Raw genomic sequence first — 17490 nt, forward strand, 5'->3', positions numbered from 1 at the left:
CCCCGCGGGTGCGGGGCCTTGAGGGGTGTGAAACGGGTACTCGCACTCAAATCAGTTTGATACGAACAGGCTGAGCAATGTTTCTGGGGCGGGAGACACCAAAGTTGTTGGGTTCGTTTATCGCCTTTGCACTGTTTCCTCCACCTACGCCTACATAACTGGCCGCATTGCCGTACTCTGCTGCGTTGATGGGGTCCAGCCCAGCTCGAGAAGCAGCTTCGTTTTCAGGCGTCGACGGGTTATAGAGTCCGGTAACGGTACTGGTTGAAACAGTCGAGTCCAAAACCTGCAGGCTACCTAGCTGGCGAGAGCCAGCCTGGCGCCCCTGATCCAGGCCGCGCGCCTCATCGAATGCTCGCAGGAATTCACCGCGCAGCTCAGGCATACGGAAAGTGGTGGAACCATTGCCTGAGGTCCAACAACCTTCCATGCCAGTTCGATCGGCCTCACTCACCAGCATCCCGGATTGCTGAGCGTGATCCCATAACCATGGCCAGTCCGTGCGACTCAACAGCACGCCACTCGGCTTACCCCAACCGCCGGGATTCAGCGCGATCGAAGTATCGAAGACCACCCTGCCCGCGGCCGTCTTGTCCAACCGGTCAATCAGTACCCAACTGCCAGCACCATCACTGCGCAGATGCCAGAAGTCACCGCCACCCAGCACCATGCAGAACGGATACCCACCTTCCCGCAGATGCGTGTGGAACTTGATGCTCTCTCCCTTGGCGGCATACACCAGCAGACGGTTAGCAGTGTTGTCGATGCGCTGAATGCGAACGTCCATGGGTGTGCTTGCGACAGGCAAGGTAATTTTAAGCTGGCCTGCCGAGGCGTCAGCCAGAACGAAGCCCGTGTCCTGCACGGTCAGAACCTTGTTGCTAAGCACAACAGTGTTGTTGACACCACGCACCGTGAGCATGCCGCTCTCGATCAGCGCCAGATCATCGCTACGGCTCATACCACGCTCCTGAATTGCTCAAGGAAAACAGGTGCCACAGGACGAGCAGCCACATCCGGGAATTCATCGGCTTGTGGCCAATCACGCAACTGCTGCAGGTATACGAGAAACGCTGCGAACTGATCAGTATCGAGGGCGGTATCAACTGCCATTTCAAGCTGATCGCGGTGCCGGTCCCTTATCCAGACCAATTCAGCCATTTCTCTATCGCGCCATTCACGCTCAATAGCAGGAGAAGGCGGCAAGTAAAAAGCCTGCCCCTCTGCATCCCAGAAGTAATCGGTGCTCTGTGGCGCATAGGGCACTTCGACATACTGCTGAGCAGCCAATGGGTCGTGATCCGATTGTGGATCGCCCGTCCAGCTGCCAAAAAACTGCCCATCAGGCAGGCAATAGAAACGTTGAACAATCATGCCTTGATCCTCACTCGCAAACGCCAGTTGGCGAGGGTGATCACCACCGCTACCCCCGTGATTTTGTTTGGGATCACCCAGGTACTGCCCCCACCCATGCCCACAGTGAGCTGCGTTGGCGAAATGTTGTAAAAGTAAGCACCGTAGGTATTCGCCGACTGGGTGGTGATGTGAATGAACTCGCCACGCCGGAAGGTCTCACCTGGTACCCAGCCGGCCTGAGCCACCATGCACTCCCAGTACAACTCAATCGATGTCACATCCGGCGGATAACCAAGGTTATGGTTAAGAATGGACTGGCTACCGGGCGTGATGGGCAGGGCCTCCGAGATGAAGCCTTGGCGGTCCTTCTGTACTGCGGTCAATTCCTCAACCAGGGCTTTCACGTCCAGTTGGCCCTGGTTGATTGGCGCATTCCATGCCTTGATGCACCACATGACAGCGGTGTTGCGCGGCCGCGTACCCCCTAGTGTTTCTGCATATCCAGTCGAGGTGGCAGCAATGACGCCTGCATTCACGTTCGGATAGAAAGCCGAGTCCAACGTGTCCAGGCCGATATCGGCCCGAATAGTGGCATCGGTACCTGAAGTGTGAAGTCCAGTCACCGCCGTGGTAGCCACCGTTGGGTCGAATGTGATCGGAGTCGCCTTTTGCCAACTACCAAGGCTACGGTCCGTATCAACACCTCGCCCATGGTCCCAACCACGCAGGAACTCACCGCGATAGTCCGGCAAACGGAAATAGCCGCTTGGCTCATCTCCCTTGTTGTAACTGGCTCCGAGATAGCGAGCCAGATCAGGAAACACGGCTGCGTTGTACATGCTGCCATCCAGCTCAAGATAACCTGCCGGGATCTCAGCCTTGGGGAATGGCAAGATTGCACCTACAGGAGTGGACGAGCGCGCCGCTGCCAGTTCCTCCACCAAAGCATTTACGTCGATCTGGCCTTGATTAACTGGCGCGTTCCAAGCTTTGATGCACCACATGACTGCAATGTTTCTCGGCCGTGTTTCCGAGGCAGTACGCGGCACACCATTCGTTCCATCGGTGACCGCTTGGACAACCGAGCCTCCGGTGGGATAGGTATTACCGTCCAGCAGCGCGGTGCCACCGGTAGCGTTGCCAGTGACAATACCCAAACCGCCATTGGTATTACCGGCGCGTACGTTGTGGAAGTGCCCTTGGAAAGCATCGAACTGGTGTGAGCCAAGTTCTCGCCCGCTATCTACACCCAACCCATGATCCCAACCGCGCAAGAACTCCCCGCGAGTATCTGGAAGTCGGAAGAATCCCGCCCCTTCATCGCCCTTGTCGAACGCGCCGCCCAGGTACGCCGCCAAGTCCGGATAGACCGCCACACTTTGCGCACTGCCATCAACTTCGAGGAACCCGGCAGGCACGGTACCGCGCGGAAAGGGCAACATAGTCCCGACCGGTAGCGCAGAGGCAGTCTTCATCAATTCCTGTACTTCGGCCTTGGTATAACTATTAGCCGCCAGGAACGTACTGAACGCGAGAATTTCTACCGAATCACCCAGCGCACACGCCGTACGGAAGACAATCTTCTGCCCATCCGACTGGTAATCGGTCACCTCGCGCCCGTTGCGCAGCACGATGGTGCTGCCGATGGTGTGCGGCAGGTTGAACGTGGTCTGCCCCACAGAGGCCTCGAACGAAAAGCGCTCGAATGCCTTCCCGGCGCTAACGCCGCCACCCAGTTGGAAGTAGGTGCCGTCGTAGTTCAAGTCGTACAGGGCGCCAGCGCGGATATCACCGGCCACCAGGTCCACCAGACCAGCAGTACCGGCCTTTTTCACGGCCACGGCGGCCAGGGTGTTGATACGCGCCGTCACAGCCCCGGTGTTGCTGGCGCTGGCCTGGAACTGGAAGCGCTGGCCCGCCGCATAAGCTGCCAGGGTCGATTCGGTGCTCTTGAGCTTGAGCACCAGTGCATTGGCAGTGCCAGTGGCGGTGCCCAGCCAGGCCAGTTGTCCGGCGTCCTTGGCCACATCCGCACGGCGCAGGTACTGCGGGTGGGGGTCTGGCGCTTCGACATGCGCCTTGAGCTGGTTGCGGGTGTACAGCTCGGCCGCTTCCCGCGCCTTGTCGGCGTAGTCTCGCGTTGCCAGCACCACGCTCGGGTCAATCTTCAAGGTGACATTGGCCTGGTTGCCAAATACCACGTGCATGCGGATGGTCTGGGTACGCCCCGAGCCTTGCGCCAGCAGCGGCTTGTAGCTCGGCGCAGGCTTGGCCACGGCGATGAAGTTGCCGCTGGCGTCCTCCAGCGCCAGCTCACGGATCCACCAGCCGCCGATTTCCGGTGGCAGCACCAGCTCCGCCACCAGCACATTGGGGTCGGCAGGCGATGGGTACAGCGCGTTGAGTTGCGCCCGGTAGACCTGGCGCACCAAGGCGTCCTGTGTCGCTTTAGGCGTTGGGTCGGGGGTTTGCGAAGGTTCGCCGCCGGCATCGCCGATCAGCATGTGGGTGATGTTCCAAGGCAGCCCCAGCGCGGCAGTATTGGCCTGCTGGGCGATGCCGACATTGGTCAGGAACCCACCGAATTGAGTGGTTGAGTTAGCCATTGAGGTAAATGTCCAATATGTCCAGGGTGTGGTCGTTCAGCTGTTGGCTGGCAACCAGGTGTACGTCGATGTCCGCCGCTTCCCAGGGGAACACCTCGAGCATCTCGCCATCGCTGACGCTCAGCGCCTGATAGGCCGGGATCAGGCTTTCCAGGCTGATGTCCAGACCAATCAGGTGACGGCTGACCGGCCGTGCGTCCTCGATCAGGCGACTGAGTTCGAGAAAAGTGCTTTCGTCGATACCGGCGCTCTCGACCCCGACTTTCAAGGCAAAGGTGCCGGGCACGCCGGGTGGGTCTAACTGCCACCATTCACGCACCTCGATCAGGTAGCCGAATGGCTCCACCACGCGGCGCAGGGCGCCTAAGGTGCCTTTGTGGGCATGCACGTAGAACGCCGAGCGGATCACCGAGCGCTTGATCGCCTCGCTCCAGCTGTCGTCCCAACGGTCCACCGACCAAGCCCAGGCCAGTTGGTACAACAGGTGTGCAGGGCAGGTATCGGGGTTGTAGAGGGTGCGCAGGCCGGCCTTGAGGTCCTCGTCGGCAGCAACTTCCAGGGCGCGCTCCAGCGGCGTGCGGTTAAACGGCAGAAGGCTTTGCATGTCAGCCTCCACGGGTCAGGTCGAAGCCGGTGCACCAGGCCGCCTGGGCCTTGCTTGGCTGCAGATCGGACCAACCAATCAGCTCGACCCGGCTGACGCCGTCGATGTGCAGCAACGCATCGATACCCGAGCGGGCCACTTCGACGCCCAGGCGCCGACGCGGATTGATCCCGGCCTGCAAGCGCCGTCGACACTCGGCCAGGATGGCTTCGTACTCCGGGCCATCGCCGGCCATGTGCAATACCGCATTGATGCGATACGGCAGGATCTCGGCACTGCGTACCTGAACCCGGTCGGCCACCGGACGGATGTCGTCGTCGCTGAGGTAGGCCGCCACTTCGGCAACCAATGCGGGGCTGGCGGTGCCATCGCCCTCCAGGCTCAGCACGCTGACCTCGACCACTGCCGGCGACGGGCTCTCGGCGGTAGCGTCGGCCACCTGCCCGGAGGCGTTGCGGGCATGCAGGATGTAGCTGTTGCGCGGGCCGGCGGTGGTCAGACCTTCGTAGACCAGTTGCACCCGCTCGCGCAGGGCATCGTCGAGTTCCAGCAACGCTTCGACCGGCGGCGTGGCAGTCAGGTCTTCGGCCTGGATCACCAGACGCTGCAAACCGACATTGGCCGCCAAGTGCTCAAGGTCGCTACCCTGGGCATAGGCCAACAACAGTGACTTGGCTGCGTCGTTGATACGCGCGCGATTGAGTAGCTTGCGGTAGGCGCCTACCTCCAGCAGCTTGGTCACCGGATCGCTTTCCAGGCTGGCGTTCCAGCGCTCGCCCAGTTGCGTGCGGAAGGTCTCCAGATCTTCTTGGTAAAGCACCTCGAAATCCAGGTCTTCGAGCAGTTGCGGGGCTGGCAATTTTGACAGATCGACCTGGCTCATACGCTCACCTCCAACAACATGTCGTCGCCCAGGTAACGGCCACTGAGGGCCAGGCTGACTTGGCCGTCAAGCACCGACACCACCCGCACCCGTTCAAGCTTCAGGCGCGGTTCCCAACGCCCGAGGGCGCGGGCCACTTCCGCCTGTACCGCGCTTTTCCAGCCTTGGTTGACCGGCAGGTCGACATAACGGCGCAGTTGGCTGCCGTACTCGGGGCGCATGCGCCGGCTGCCGAGGGGCGTAGTGAGGATGTCTTCGATGGATTGGCGCAGATGGGCAACGCCGCTCAAGGGTTGCCCGGTACGGCGGTCCATGCCGATCAAGGGGCACCTCCCGACGCAGGCGCATCCCGTTCGTGGATATGCATAGCGTTCTCCTGATGGCAGAAAGCGCCGGCAGGCGCCTTCTGTTTATTGCAGCGAGGGATGGGACGCGGACGCAGCCGCGGTCATGTCGCTCTCAGGCGATCGCTCGGGGCTCGTGGCCCGGGCATGATTCAGCGTCCCGCAACGGGGGCACTTGATCTGCAATTCGGTAAAGCTGCCCGTGCGGGCGAGCAATCGCGCGCACTTGCCGCAACGCAGGTCCTTGAGCATGTGTGCAACCTTCCTAGTGCTTGTGGTTGGCGGTGTTGCCGGCAGTGTCGAGGATCCGTCCCCCGCCGTTGATGTCGCCGCTGACGCTGAGTACGCCGTTGATGGCGACCGGGCCGTCGAGGGTGATGGACGTGCCTTGCACGGTGACGGCCGTAGCCTTGAGGGTGATGGCGCCGTCGTTCACCAGCAGCGTGCTCGCCCCTACCGTGATGGTGGCATTGCCGGCAGGCAGCTGGATGTCATAGCGCCCGGCCTGCCAGTCGTAGCTCAGCGAGCCACCGTCGTCGAAATGCCAGGCTTCGATGTGATCGCGGTTGTCCGGCGCAGTACCGGCGTTACCGTACAGCCCCGGCACGAACGTGCCCTGGGCCGGCTCGCCGCTGGGGCTGACCAGCACCCCTTGCTCGTCCAGGCTTGGCGCACGCCAGTGCCGGGCCTTGCCTGCGGCCAAGGAATGCCAGCGCACCCAGGCACTGGTCCAGCCATCGCCATCGGACACCCGCACGCGGGCGGCGGCCAGGTCCACCGCGACCACACGGCAAGGGATCAGTACGCTGGCCAGCATGCGGTCGTGCATAGCGCTGGCGTAGCTCATGCCAGGTCCTCCGGCTTGATGTACTTGTCTTCGTTGCCCGCGCCCGTGTCCGGGGCAAAGCCCAACAGCAGGCTACCCGGAGGCTGGTCGGGCCAGTCCCAATGCGGATCCCCTAGCAGCACCGGCTGCTCCCAACGCACCTTCCATTGGGCATCCTGATACTGCGCCTGCACGTTGCGCGTCGATTCAACGAACTCCAGGCCCCAGAGCTGCTGACGCAGCAGGTCCATCAGTTGCGCCGCCAGCTCGCTGCCTTGCAGGCGAGCGTCGCCGCTGGCGCTGTCGGGGGTGATATCGGCCTCGAAGGTGACGGCCAGCACCGAACGCCCATCGCGGGGCGCAGCGTCGGCCACCATGCTGACGATGCCGTGGCGCAGCGCGGGTAGCGCAGTGACATTTCCTACAGTGGAATCCGCGTCAACCGACGCAAGATCCGGCATCGCCTCACGAATGGCGGCGGTGAGAGTCGCCTGTAACGTCGCCAGTTGGCTCATGCTTCCTCCTTCAAGGTGCGATCTCCCTCGGCCGGGCCTTGTAGCCCCAGGCGCTTGGCCGCCCAACGCTCATAAAGGTTGATAGCCACATCGGCGCCGGCCATGGCGGTCAGGCAGCCGAAGGCGCTGGCGCTCCAGATCGACATGCCGCTGGCATACAACAGCATGACTGTGGATACCCCGCAGACCATGCAGGCCCCGGAACGCAGCGCCAGCCGCCTGATCAACCCCCAGCCTCGGGCACCCGCCTTGTCGGCGCGCCACATCTCGCCGGATAGACCGCCCAGCAATGCCAGGACGATCACCAGCCAGAGCGGCATTTCCAGCAACGTCTGTTGCTCGTTCGTCACTGTCCTGTCTCCTGTGTGATGCCCGCTGGCGGCATGCCAGCGGGACGTGTTGTGTGTGAGATGTCGTCACGAGGTACGCGACATTCCAAAGGGCCCGGTTCGCCAGGCCCTTCAGTAATGCGTTGTCCAACCGCAGGCCACGACTGGTGACGCCGTGCGATTGCGCTTCGAATTGATGACTCCGACCGCGGCCGCCTGCCCGCCAGATAACTGTTCGTGGTGCTTTACGCTGCACACCCGGGCCAGTTGCCAACCCTCTGAACAGTCGAGGCCTGTTCATCGCTGCCTGTGTAACAACCGGTTGCTGACCGGCTTGAGACACAGATTATGCACTAACGCATATGCAGTCAATGCGTTTATTCAAGTTTTTATGCGTTCGAACTGCCTGAATTGCATGAAGGCTATGCGCTACAAGGTTTGTAGGGATTTTCTGCAGGCGAAAAAAAACCCGCCGAAGCGGGTTTTCTGTGCAAATGGGTCGATCAGCGGGCGTACATGCCCCACCAGAACACATGACCCAGCAGGCTGATCTGCTCATCCTGCATTTGCTGGAAGCTGTAGTCTTCGTCAGGGTGTTCGTCGCGATTGAAGCTGCGCAGGCGAATACCGGTAGGCAGGCGATACACCTGTTTGACCCGCAGTTGGCCGTTGTGGTTGATGGCGTAGAGGTCGCCATCGATGATGTCACCGATGCTGCAACGCCCGGTGTTGACCCCGACCGTCGCGCCGTCGCGCAGCACCGGCAACATGCTGTTGCCGCGCACCGTCACGCACTTGGCGTGGTCGAACTGCACACCGTTGTGACGCAGGCTGCGCTTGCCGAACCGCAAGCGCGCGTGCTCGCTCTCTTCGATGACGAATCGTCCTGATCCTGCTGCCAACTCGACCTCACGAAGAAAGGGTACGCTGACCTCGTCGTCCTCGACGGGGGTTTCATCATCCCACAGGCTGATGTCGCTCAACGCCGAATGGCCCGTTGTGACGGCTGCGCTTTCACGCGACGCGCCCAGCTCGGCCCGGCCGCGTAGCTGGTCGGTGCTGATGCCGAAGTAGTCGGCGATCTTCGACACGTGCTTGTCGGAAGGGTCGACGATCTTCTCGCTCAAAATGCGCGAGAGCGTGGATTGCGGTACGCCCGTGCGCCGATGCAGCTCCGTCGGGGACAGGCCGTGGCGATCGAGCAGCGCTTTGAGGGTAGAAGCTACATTGCGTTTTTGCATAGCGTGCATAATGCAGCCGCGCACGGCGCAATGCAAGCCCGTAAATGCCCCTGTGCGCCTCCCCCGCAAACCTGCAGCGCTCGGAAAAAGCCTGTACCATTGCCGGTTTCGCAATTTGCCACCAGACCACCTGCTTCAAGGCCCCGAATGTCTGATCTCTCCGCACACACCCCGATGATGCAGCAGTACTGGAAGCTGAAGAACCAGCACCCAGACCAGCTGATGTTCTACCGCATGGGCGACTTCTACGAGATCTTCTATGAAGATGCAAAGAAGGCCGCGAAACTGCTGGATATCACCCTGACCGCCCGCGGGCAGTCGGCGGGGCAGTCCATTCCCATGTGCGGGATTCCGTTCCATTCGCTGGAAGGCTACCTGGCCAAGCTGGTCAAGCTCGGCGAGTCGGTGGTGATCTGCGAGCAGATCGGCGATCCCGCTACCAGCAAGGGCCCGGTGGAGCGCCAGGTGGTGCGCATCATCACCCCCGGTACGGTCAGTGACGAGGCGCTGCTCGACGAGCGCCGCGACAACCTGATCGCCGCGCTGCTGGGTGACGAGCGCTTGTTCGGCCTGGCCGTGCTGGACATCACCAGCGGCAACTTCACCGTGCAGGAGATCAAGGGCTGGGAGAACCTGCTGGCAGAGCTCGAACGCATCAACCCTGTGGAACTGCTGATCCCCGACGACTGGCCTCAGGGCTTGCCTGCCGAAAAGCGCCCGGGCGCCCGTCGTCGAGCGCCGTGGGACTTTGACCGCGACTCGGCCCGCAAGAGCCTGTGCCAGCAGTTCGCCACGCAAGACCTCAAGGGCTTCGGTTGCGACAAGCTGACCCTGGCCATCGGCGCCGCCGGCTGCCTGCTGAGTTACGCGAAGGAAACCCAGCGCACCTCGCTGCCGCATCTGCGCAGCCTGCGCCATGAGCGCATGGACGACACGGTCATCCTCGATGCAGCGAGCCGGCGCAACCTGGAGCTGGACATCAACCTGGCCGGGGGCCGCGACAATACCCTGCAGTCGGTCATCGACCGCTGCCAGACTGCCATGGCCAGCCGGCTGCTGACCCGTTGGCTAAACCGCCCACTGCGCGACCTTAAAGTCCTCAAGGCCCGTCAGGACTCGATCCGCTGCCTGCTGGACGGCTACCGCTTCGAAAAGCTCCAGCCGCAACTCAAGGAAATCGGCGATATCGAGCGCATCCTGGCCCGTATCGGCCTGCGCAATGCCCGCCCACGCGACTTGGCGCGCCTGCGCGATGCCCTGGGCGCACTGCCTGAATTGCAGAACGCCATGGCCGAGCTGGAGGCGCCGCACCTGGCACGCCTGGCCGCCATCACCGGTACCTACCCGGAGCTGGCTGGCCTACTGGAGCGGGCGATCATCGACAACCCGCCTGCGGTGATTCGTGACGGCGGTGTACTCAAGACCGGCTACGACACCGAACTGGACGAACTGCTGGCGATGAGCGAAAACGCCGGACAATTCCTCATCGACCTCGAAGCCCGCGAGAAAGCCCGCACCGGCCTGGCCAACCTGAAGGTCGGCTACAATCGTGTGCACGGCTACTACATCGAGCTGCCGACCAAGCAAGCTGAACAAGCCCCTGCGGACTACATCCGCCGCCAGACCCTCAAGGGCGCAGAGCGCTTCATCACCCCGGAACTCAAGGCCTTCGAGGACAAGGCGTTGTCGGCCAAGAGCCGTGCCCTGGCACGCGAAAAGATGCTCTACGACGCCCTGCTCGAAACCCTCATCGGCCACTTGGCGCCGCTGCAAGACAGCGCCGCCGCCCTCGCCGAGCTGGACGTACTGAGCAACCTGGCAGAACGTGCGCTCAACCTGGACTTGAACTGCCCAAGCTTCGTCGACGAGCCGTGCCTGCGTATCGAGCAAGGTCGCCATCCCGTGGTCGAGCAAGTGCTGACCACACCGTTCGTGGCCAATGACCTGGGGCTGGACAACAGCACGCGCATGCTGATCATCACCGGCCCGAACATGGGCGGTAAGTCCACCTACATGCGCCAGACCGCGCTGATCGTGCTGATGGCCCATATTGGCAGCTTCGTTCCAGCCGCACGCTGCGAGCTGTCGCTGGTTGATCGCATCTTTACCCGCATCGGTTCAAGCGACGACTTGGCAGGTGGGCGCTCGACCTTCATGGTCGAGATGAGCGAAACCGCTAATATCCTGCACAACGCCACCGAGCGTAGCCTTGTACTGATGGACGAAGTCGGCCGTGGCACCAGTACCTTCGACGGCCTTTCACTGGCTTGGGCCGCCGCTGAGCGCTTGGCCCAACTGCGCGCCTACACGCTGTTCGCCACCCACTACTTCGAGCTGACCGTGCTGCCGGAGAGTGAGCCGCTGGTGGCCAACGTGCACTTGAATGCCACCGAGCACAACGAGCGCATCGTCTTCCTGCACCATGTACTGCCAGGCCCAGCCAGCCAGAGCTATGGCCTGGCCGTGGCTCAACTGGCCGGCGTACCGGGAGCGGTGATCCAGCGTGCCCGCGAGCACCTGGGGCGCCTGGAGACCGCGAGCCTGCCGCACGAAGCGCCACCTGCCAGCCAGCGCAAGGGCGAGCCCAACGTGCCGCACCAAAGCGATCTGTTCGCCAGCCTGCCGCACCCAGCCATCGAGAAGCTGGGCAAGCTGGAGCTGGACGACATGACGCCGCGCCAAGCTATCGAAATGCTATATCAACTGAAAAACCTGTTATAACGACCACCCGCGCAAGCTGGTAGAATCCGGCGCGGTTTGCGTGTGCTGCAGGTTATTAGCCTGGCCTGCAGCCAAAATCGTGAACCGCGCTGCCCTGGAAGGAAGGGCAAGCTGCCGTCGCCTGAGGAGAGAATTAGAAATGACCTTCGTCGTCACCGACAACTGCATCAAATGCAAGTACACCGACTGCGTGGAAGTCTGTCCGGTGGACTGCTTCTACGAAGGCCCGAACTTCCTGGTGATTCACCCGGACGAGTGCATCGACTGTGCGCTGTGCGAGCCTGAGTGCCCGGCCCAGGCCATTTTCTCGGAAGACGAGATCCCGGCAGGCATGGAGAACTTCATCGAGCTCAACGCCGAGCTGGCTGAAATCTGGCCGAACATCACCGAGAAGAAGGACGCCCTGCCGGACGCCGAAGCGTGGGACGGTAAACCTGGCAAGGTTGCCGATCTGGAGCGCTAAAACGTTCACACACGAAAAAGGCCCGCAACGGGCCTTTTTGCTTTTCAGCGGGCAAAAAAAGGGGCGGTTTGACCCGCCCACATTTTTTCCGTAGTCCCTGTATATCCCAACTCATCGTCCTGATGAATCGCGTCGTGCGATGTCCTTGGCCATCATCCTTGAAAGCCTGTGCCTGTCCCTTGGCACAGTTCGAATACTAGCGATTTTCAGGCAGGTAACAAGGGGTAGATTTCTCAGGGAGTTTCATCTGACATATTTAGAAAAATCTAATAAATTCTTTAAATACAATAACTTAGAAAAATACATACACCGAGAAGGACGTTTATTTACCTATCCCGACGCCGTTTGCTTACATAACGCGTAAGAGAACGCTTACATGTAAAGTGATGGCGGTAGATAAATCAATGTTTCGGCCACATCAACGAAAACGCCCCGAGGTCATCGGGGCGTTTTTGCCAGGTGTACTGGCGGCTACTGGAACAGCGACTCGCTGGACAAGCCATTTTTCTCCAGGATCTCGCGCAGGCGCTTGAGCCCTTCCACTTGAATCTGCCGTACCCGCTCGCGGGTCAGGCCGATCTCCAGGCCAACGTCTTCCAGCGTACTGCTTTCATGGCCTCGTAGGCCAAAACGCCGCACCACCACTTCACGCTGCTTGTCGGTCAGTTCGCCCAGCCACTGATCGATGCTCTGCGACAGGTCATCGTCTTGCAGCAACTCGCAAGGGTCAGTCGGGCGGTCATCGGTGAGGGTGTCAAGCAGTGTCTTGTCTGAGTCAGGGCCAAGGGACACGTCCACCGACGAAACCCGCTCGTTCAGCCCCAGCATGCGCTTGACCTCCGACACTGGTTTCTCCAGCAAGCTGGCGATTTCTTCAGGTGACGGTTCGTGGTCGAGCTTCTGCGTCAGTTCCCGCGCGGCGCGCAGGTAAACGTTGAGTTCCTTGACCACATGGATCGGCAGCCGGATAGTGCGCGTCTGGTTCATGATCGCGCGCTCGATGGTCTGACGGATCCACCAAGTAGCGTAGGTCGAGAAGCGGAAACCTCGTTCGGGGTCGAACTTCTCGACCGCGCGGATCAGACCCAGGTTGCCCTCCTCGATCAGGTCGAGCAGTGATAACCCACGGTTGACGTAACGGCGAGCAATCTTCACCACCAGACGCAGGTTGCTTTCGATCATACGCTTGCGACCTGCCGGGTCGCCTTTTTGCGAAAGCCGCGCGAAATGTACTTCTTCCTCCGGCGAAAGCAGAGGCGAGAAACCGATCTCGTTGAGATACAGCTGGGTGGCATCGAGCGCACGGCTGTAATCGATGTATTTGTGCTGTTTGAGCGAGGCGCCCTGTTTCGACTTGGTCCGAACCGATGGTACAGCAGGTTCGTCTGACACCACATCCGTTTCCAAAACGATCCCTGTCTCCATCAAGAGCAGGTCATCGTCGATGTCAAACTCCGGCACTTCTTTGCTGAGAGCCATTGTTGTAGTCCTTTGCTGAGTTCGAACTCAGACTCGAGCGTCACCTTTCCATGGCAGCGCTGGAGCCCGTCCCCTCTACATTCAAGGAACAGGCCGGAACTTGGATCAACGGCGCGGCAAGAACTGGAGCGGATCGACGGGTTTGCCCTGGCGGCGAATCTCAAAGTGCAGCTTCACCCGATCAGTGCCCGTAGACCCCATCTCTGCAATCGTCTGCCCTGCCTTGACCTGCTGCCCCTCCCGAACCAAAAGCCTGCGGTTATGACCGTAGGCACTGACGTAGGTATCGCTGTGTTTGATGATGACCAGCTCGCCGTAACCCCTCAAGCCACTGCCGGCGTAAACCACTGCACCATCAGACGCGGCAAAAACAGGCTGTCCCAAATCACCGGCGATATCAATGCCTTTATTCAAACTACCGTTTGAAGCAAATTTTCCAATCAGCACACCGTTCGCAGGCCATGTCCAGCCGCCTACGGCGCGCTCTGCAGCCGGGACCTGGGCAACCGTTTGCGTCGAGGTCGAAGGCGCCACGGTGGCCGTTTTGCCACCCGTGGAGGCTGGCGCAGTAGTGGCAATTGGCCGACGAATGACCGTTGTCTTGCTTGACGAAGAAGGGCTGGAAACGACCGTCGTGGATCCTCCGGCGGTACTGTTGAAGCGAATGGCCTGCCCCGGACGGATGGTGTAGGGAGCTGCAATGTTGTTGCGCGCAGCAAGTTCCTTGTAGTCCCAGCCGTAGCGGAAGGCGATGGAGAACAGGGTGTCACCTGGCTTGACCACGTATTGTCCCGAGGTGACCGTAGGACGCTTGGGCGCGCTGCTGGCGCCATTACTGCGATCGACCACGCGCGCACCGCTGGAGCCTGTGCTCGAGCAACCGGCCAACAGGGTTCCCATGGCAAGCGCGAGCACCAGAAGCTTCAAACCCGAACGATACCTGCGCTGCCGAACGACTGTGTGACCCACCCGCGCTCCCCTCATGGTGCAGTAAAGATGACGATATGAAATGCAATATTGTTGCAATTATACCCGAGCCGCTCGTAATTAAGGGGCTCGGTCAGCCTCGCGGTATGCGCCAGCCTCGCCGAATAGACAGGGCCCACGCCGAGTAATTCGTTGAGGGCGCAAATATTATCCGGGGCGCCTCAGGCCAGCGGGCCGCCCAACAGTGGCACGAAACGCACCGCTCCGAGCACACGCCGGGAGAAACCGTGCTCTTCGCGCACGATCAGCATCAATTGCTGAGCTTCTCCGGCAGGGCCCACCGGAATCACCATACGCCCGCCGGGAGCGAGCTGGTCGAGCAGGGCCTGGGGCACCTCAGGGGCCACAGCGGTCACGATGATGCCGTTGTACGGTGCCAGTGCCGGCCAACCTTCGCAGCCATCGCCCCAGCGAAACACCACGTTACGTAGGTTAAGCTCGAGCAGACGCTCCTTGGCCCGGTCCTGCAGAACCTTGATGCGCTCGACCGAGAACACCCGCTCCACCAACTGGGCGAGGATCGCGGTCTGATAGCCGGAGCCGGTGCCGATCTCCAGCACTTTGTCCAGTGGCCCGGCCTCCAGCAACAACTCGCTCATGTGCGCGACCATGAACGGCTGCGAGATGGTCTGGTTGTGCCCGATCGGCAGCGCGGTATCTTCATAGGCCCGATGGGCCAGGGCTTCGTCGACGAACAGATGGCGCGGGGTACGACGAATGGCTTCGAGCACCTTGGCGTTCGATACACCCTCCTCGTACAAGCGCTGGATCAACCGCTCGCGAGTACGTTGGGAGGTCATGCCGATCCCGCGGCGCATCAGATCGTCCTGCTCGCGCATCAGAGCACGCCCTCCAGCCAGCCATCGAAGCACTCGAAGGCGTCGTTGAAGGTGCGGTCGAGCTGCAAAGGCGTAATGGAAACATAGCCTTGCATCACCGCATGGAAGTCCGTACCCGGCCCGCCGTCCTCGGCGTCACCGGCCACGGCAATCCAGTAACCTTCCTTCCCGCGTGGGTTGACCACCTTGGTCGGCGCTGCGGCGCGTGCGCGGTGCCCCAGGCGCGTCAGCTGGATGCCACGGATATGCGCCAGCGGCAGGTTGGGAATGTTGATGTTCAAAACGGTGCGCGGCGGCAGCTCAAGGCGCGCCTGTGCCTCGACCAGACGACGGGCGATGTACGCAGCGGCCGGCAGGTTGTCGGGCTGGCGCGACACCAGCGAGAACGCAAGCGACGCCCCCCCGAGGAAGCGCCCTTCCAGCGCTGCGGCGACGGTGCCGGAATACAGCACGTCATCGCCTAGGTTGGCACCCAGGTTGATCCCCGATACCACCATGTCCGGCGCATCGGCCAGCAAGCCGTTGAGCCCCAGGTGCACGCAGTCGGTGGGGGTGCCGTTGAGGCTGATGAAGCCGTTGGCGAGCACCTGCGGGTGCAGCGGGCGGTCCAGCGTCAGGGAACTGCCGGCACCGCTCTTGTCTTGGTCAGGGGCAATCACCGCGCACTCGGCATAATCGGCCAGCGCAGCATGGAGCGCGGCGAGGCCGGGAGCGGTAACACCGTCGTCATTGGAAATCAGAATACGCATGGGCTGTCCGTCTGCCCTACCGGCACCAGATCGACGAGTTCGCGCACCACCACGGTGGCGAAGCATCCGGCCGGAAGGACGAATTCCAGTTGCAGAATATCAGGCTCGGGATAATGCCACGTCAGCCGCCCAATAGGGAGCCGCAGAATGCGTCGTTCGTGATCCATGCCCGCGCGCGCCAGCCATTGGCACAGCGCCGGATGGCGGGCAGCAATGGCGCTTTCCAAAGCCTGGGGGGCGCCAGCGCCCGGTGCATCGCCCTCGCCCCACAGCGGACCGGTGGGGTGCAGGTCGAGAATCGCCAGGCGCGGATCGGAACACTCCTGCTCACCCGCTGCAAAGAAACTGCGGCTGTCGGTGAAGGCCAGCAGGTCGCCGACCTGAGCACGCTGCCACGTGCCGTCGGCCACTCGGGCGGCCAGCACCTGGTTGAACAGGTAGCTGCGCCCGGCCGAAAGCAGTCGTGAACGCACATTGCGCTGCTCAGGCAACGCTTGGCGCGCGGCCCAGTCCTGGGCATCGTGGACGTTGCCGCCGGCATGCCCGAAACGCTGGGCACCGAAATAGTTCGGCACACCGCACTGCTTCAATTGTTCGAGGCGCGCATCGATCGCCGCGTGCTCGGTGGTCAGACCGGTCAGACGCAAGGTGAAGCCGTTGGCCGAATGTGCTCCACGCTGCAATTTGCGCGAATGGCGCACCTGCTTGAGCACACGCAGCGTGTCGTCTTCAGCGCGCGACAGGTCGGGGTCGGCCTTGCCCGGCAAGTGCAGGCTGAACCACTGGCGGGTCAGGGCCTGGCGATCCTTGAGGCCGGCATAGCTGATGGTGCGCACCGGCACACCGGCAGCGCGGGCCAGGCGGCGGGCGGCTTCCTCTGTATTGAGGTCGCGTTTCTCGACCCACAGCCACAGGTGCTCACCCTGCCCGGACAACGGGATGTCGAGCACTTCATCGACCTGGAAATCTTCGGCCACTGCCTTGAGCACCGCAGTGCCCAACGCCTCGCCCGAGGCCCTTGGCCCCAGCAGCTCCAGTTCGGTCATGCTGGCAACAGCAGGGTGACAGCGTGCACGGCAATGCCCTCCTCGCGACCGGTGAAGCCGAGCTTCTCTTCGGTGGTGGCCTTGACGTTGACCTGGTCGAGGTCCACCTGCAGGTCTTCGGCGATGCGCTGACGCATGGTTTCGATGTGTGGGGCCATCTTGGGCGCCTGGGCCACGATGGTGGCATCGACATTGCCAACCTTCCAGCCTTTGCCACGCACCACGCCAACCACATGACGCAACAGCACACGGCTGTCAGCCCCTTTGAACTGCGGGTCGGTATCGGGGAAATGCTTGCCGATGTCGCCCAGGGCCGCAGCACCGAGCAAGGCATCGCTGACGGCGTGCAGCAGCACGTCGCCGTCGGAGTGGGCCAGCAGGCCGTATTTGTGGGGGATACGCACCCCGCCCAGGGTAATGAAATCACCGTCGGCAAAACGGTGCACATCGTAGCCGTGGCCAATACGCATAGAAAAACGCCCTGATTGAGTCAGGGCGTGAT

General features: G+C 61.7%; 19 protein-coding genes. 2 read left to right on the forward strand and 17 right to left on the reverse strand.

The features are described 5' to 3' along the window. Positions 1-46 precede the first annotated feature (46 nt). From ACNFIC_RS05315 to ACNFIC_RS05365, 11 genes are all read right to left on the reverse strand, one after another. Positions 47-961, reverse strand: coding sequence for a phage tail protein (locus ACNFIC_RS05315; protein WP_416780226.1), 915 nt, complete (start codon positions 959-961; stop codon positions 47-49). Then, a complete protein-coding gene (locus tag ACNFIC_RS05320; protein WP_416780228.1) occupies positions 958-1374 on the reverse strand; it encodes a phage tail assembly chaperone in 417 nt (138 codons plus the stop codon). Before ACNFIC_RS05320 ends, ACNFIC_RS05315 begins: the two co-directional genes overlap by 4 nt. Beyond that, a complete protein-coding gene (locus ACNFIC_RS05325) occupies positions 1371-3962 on the reverse strand; it encodes a phage tail protein (protein ID WP_416780230.1) in 2592 nt (863 codons plus the stop codon). The genes ACNFIC_RS05320 and ACNFIC_RS05325 overlap by 4 nt, the downstream gene beginning before the upstream one ends. Next, entirely contained in the window at positions 3955-4566 is a 612-nt protein-coding gene (locus ACNFIC_RS05330; protein WP_138218515.1) for a phage tail protein I, read from the reverse strand. Before ACNFIC_RS05330 ends, ACNFIC_RS05325 begins: the two co-directional genes overlap by 8 nt. 1 nt (position 4567) lies before the next feature. Continuing rightward, the gene (locus ACNFIC_RS05335; protein ID WP_138218517.1) at positions 4568-5449 is read right to left on the reverse strand and encodes a baseplate assembly protein; all 882 of its coding nucleotides are present in this window, start codon (positions 5447-5449) and stop codon (positions 4568-4570) included. Further along, positions 5446-5772 (reverse strand): GPW/gp25 family protein, encoded by a 327-nt coding sequence (locus tag ACNFIC_RS05340; RefSeq protein ID WP_138218519.1) that lies wholly within the window; start codon positions 5770-5772, stop codon positions 5446-5448. The genes ACNFIC_RS05335 and ACNFIC_RS05340 overlap by 4 nt, the downstream gene beginning before the upstream one ends. 87 nt (positions 5773-5859) lie before the next feature. Next, complete coding sequence (locus ACNFIC_RS05345) at positions 5860-6045, reverse strand: Com family DNA-binding transcriptional regulator (protein WP_138218521.1); 186 nt, start codon at positions 6043-6045, stop codon at positions 5860-5862. A 13-nt stretch (positions 6046-6058) separates the two neighbouring features. Further along, positions 6059-6640 carry a phage baseplate assembly protein V gene (locus tag ACNFIC_RS05350; RefSeq protein WP_138218523.1) on the reverse strand — a complete coding sequence of 194 codons (582 nt, stop codon included), beginning with the start codon at positions 6638-6640 and terminating at the stop codon, positions 6059-6061. Next, a complete protein-coding gene (locus ACNFIC_RS05355) occupies positions 6637-7134 on the reverse strand; it encodes a hypothetical protein (RefSeq protein WP_138218525.1) in 498 nt (165 codons plus the stop codon). The genes ACNFIC_RS05350 and ACNFIC_RS05355 overlap by 4 nt, the downstream gene beginning before the upstream one ends. Beyond that, entirely contained in the window at positions 7131-7484 is a 354-nt protein-coding gene (locus ACNFIC_RS05360; RefSeq protein WP_138218527.1) for a phage holin family protein, read from the reverse strand. Before ACNFIC_RS05360 ends, ACNFIC_RS05355 begins: the two co-directional genes overlap by 4 nt. A gap of 482 nt (positions 7485-7966) precedes the next feature. Further along, the gene (locus ACNFIC_RS05365; RefSeq protein ID WP_138218529.1) at positions 7967-8704 is read right to left on the reverse strand and encodes a LexA family transcriptional regulator; all 738 of its coding nucleotides are present in this window, start codon (positions 8702-8704) and stop codon (positions 7967-7969) included. A gap of 147 nt (positions 8705-8851) precedes the next feature. On the opposite strand from ACNFIC_RS05365, the gene mutS reads away from it, so the two are divergent. Next, entirely contained in the window at positions 8852-11425 is a 2574-nt protein-coding gene (gene mutS / locus ACNFIC_RS05370) for a DNA mismatch repair protein MutS (RefSeq protein ID WP_416780234.1), read from the forward strand. A 139-nt stretch (positions 11426-11564) separates the two neighbouring features. Beyond that, entirely contained in the window at positions 11565-11888 is a 324-nt protein-coding gene (gene fdxA / locus ACNFIC_RS05375) for a ferredoxin FdxA (protein WP_138218533.1), read from the forward strand. 471 nt (positions 11889-12359) lie between these two features. Here fdxA and rpoS read toward each other — a convergent pair whose 3' ends face one another. The 6 genes from rpoS to ispF form a co-directional block, all read right to left on the reverse strand. Next, the gene (rpoS, locus tag ACNFIC_RS05380; protein WP_102684067.1) at positions 12360-13367 is read right to left on the reverse strand and encodes an RNA polymerase sigma factor RpoS; all 1008 of its coding nucleotides are present in this window, start codon (positions 13365-13367) and stop codon (positions 12360-12362) included. Positions 13368-13472: 105 nt separating this feature from the next. Beyond that, a complete protein-coding gene (locus tag ACNFIC_RS05385) occupies positions 13473-14336 on the reverse strand; it encodes a peptidoglycan DD-metalloendopeptidase family protein (RefSeq protein ID WP_138218535.1) in 864 nt (287 codons plus the stop codon). Positions 14337-14515: 179 nt separating this feature from the next. Then, complete coding sequence (locus ACNFIC_RS05390; protein WP_171030926.1) at positions 14516-15154, reverse strand: protein-L-isoaspartate(D-aspartate) O-methyltransferase; 639 nt, start codon at positions 15152-15154, stop codon at positions 14516-14518. Positions 15155-15192: 38 nt separating this feature from the next. After that, positions 15193-15942, reverse strand: a complete 750-nt coding sequence (surE, locus tag ACNFIC_RS05395; protein WP_416780237.1) for a 5'/3'-nucleotidase SurE — start codon at positions 15940-15942, stop codon at positions 15193-15195. Further along, positions 15930-16988 carry a tRNA pseudouridine(13) synthase TruD gene (gene truD, locus ACNFIC_RS05400; RefSeq protein ID WP_416780239.1) on the reverse strand — a complete coding sequence of 353 codons (1059 nt, stop codon included), beginning with the start codon at positions 16986-16988 and terminating at the stop codon, positions 15930-15932. Before truD ends, surE begins: the two co-directional genes overlap by 13 nt. Next, positions 16985-17458 (reverse strand): 2-C-methyl-D-erythritol 2,4-cyclodiphosphate synthase, encoded by a 474-nt coding sequence (ispF, locus tag ACNFIC_RS05405; protein WP_416780241.1) that lies wholly within the window; start codon positions 17456-17458, stop codon positions 16985-16987. The genes truD and ispF overlap by 4 nt, the downstream gene beginning before the upstream one ends. Positions 17459-17490: the final 32 nt, after the last annotated feature.

Source organism: Pseudomonas sp. NY15463 (assembly GCF_048068415.1).
GTDB lineage: Bacteria > Pseudomonadota > Gammaproteobacteria > Pseudomonadales > Pseudomonadaceae > Aquipseudomonas > Aquipseudomonas mosselii_C.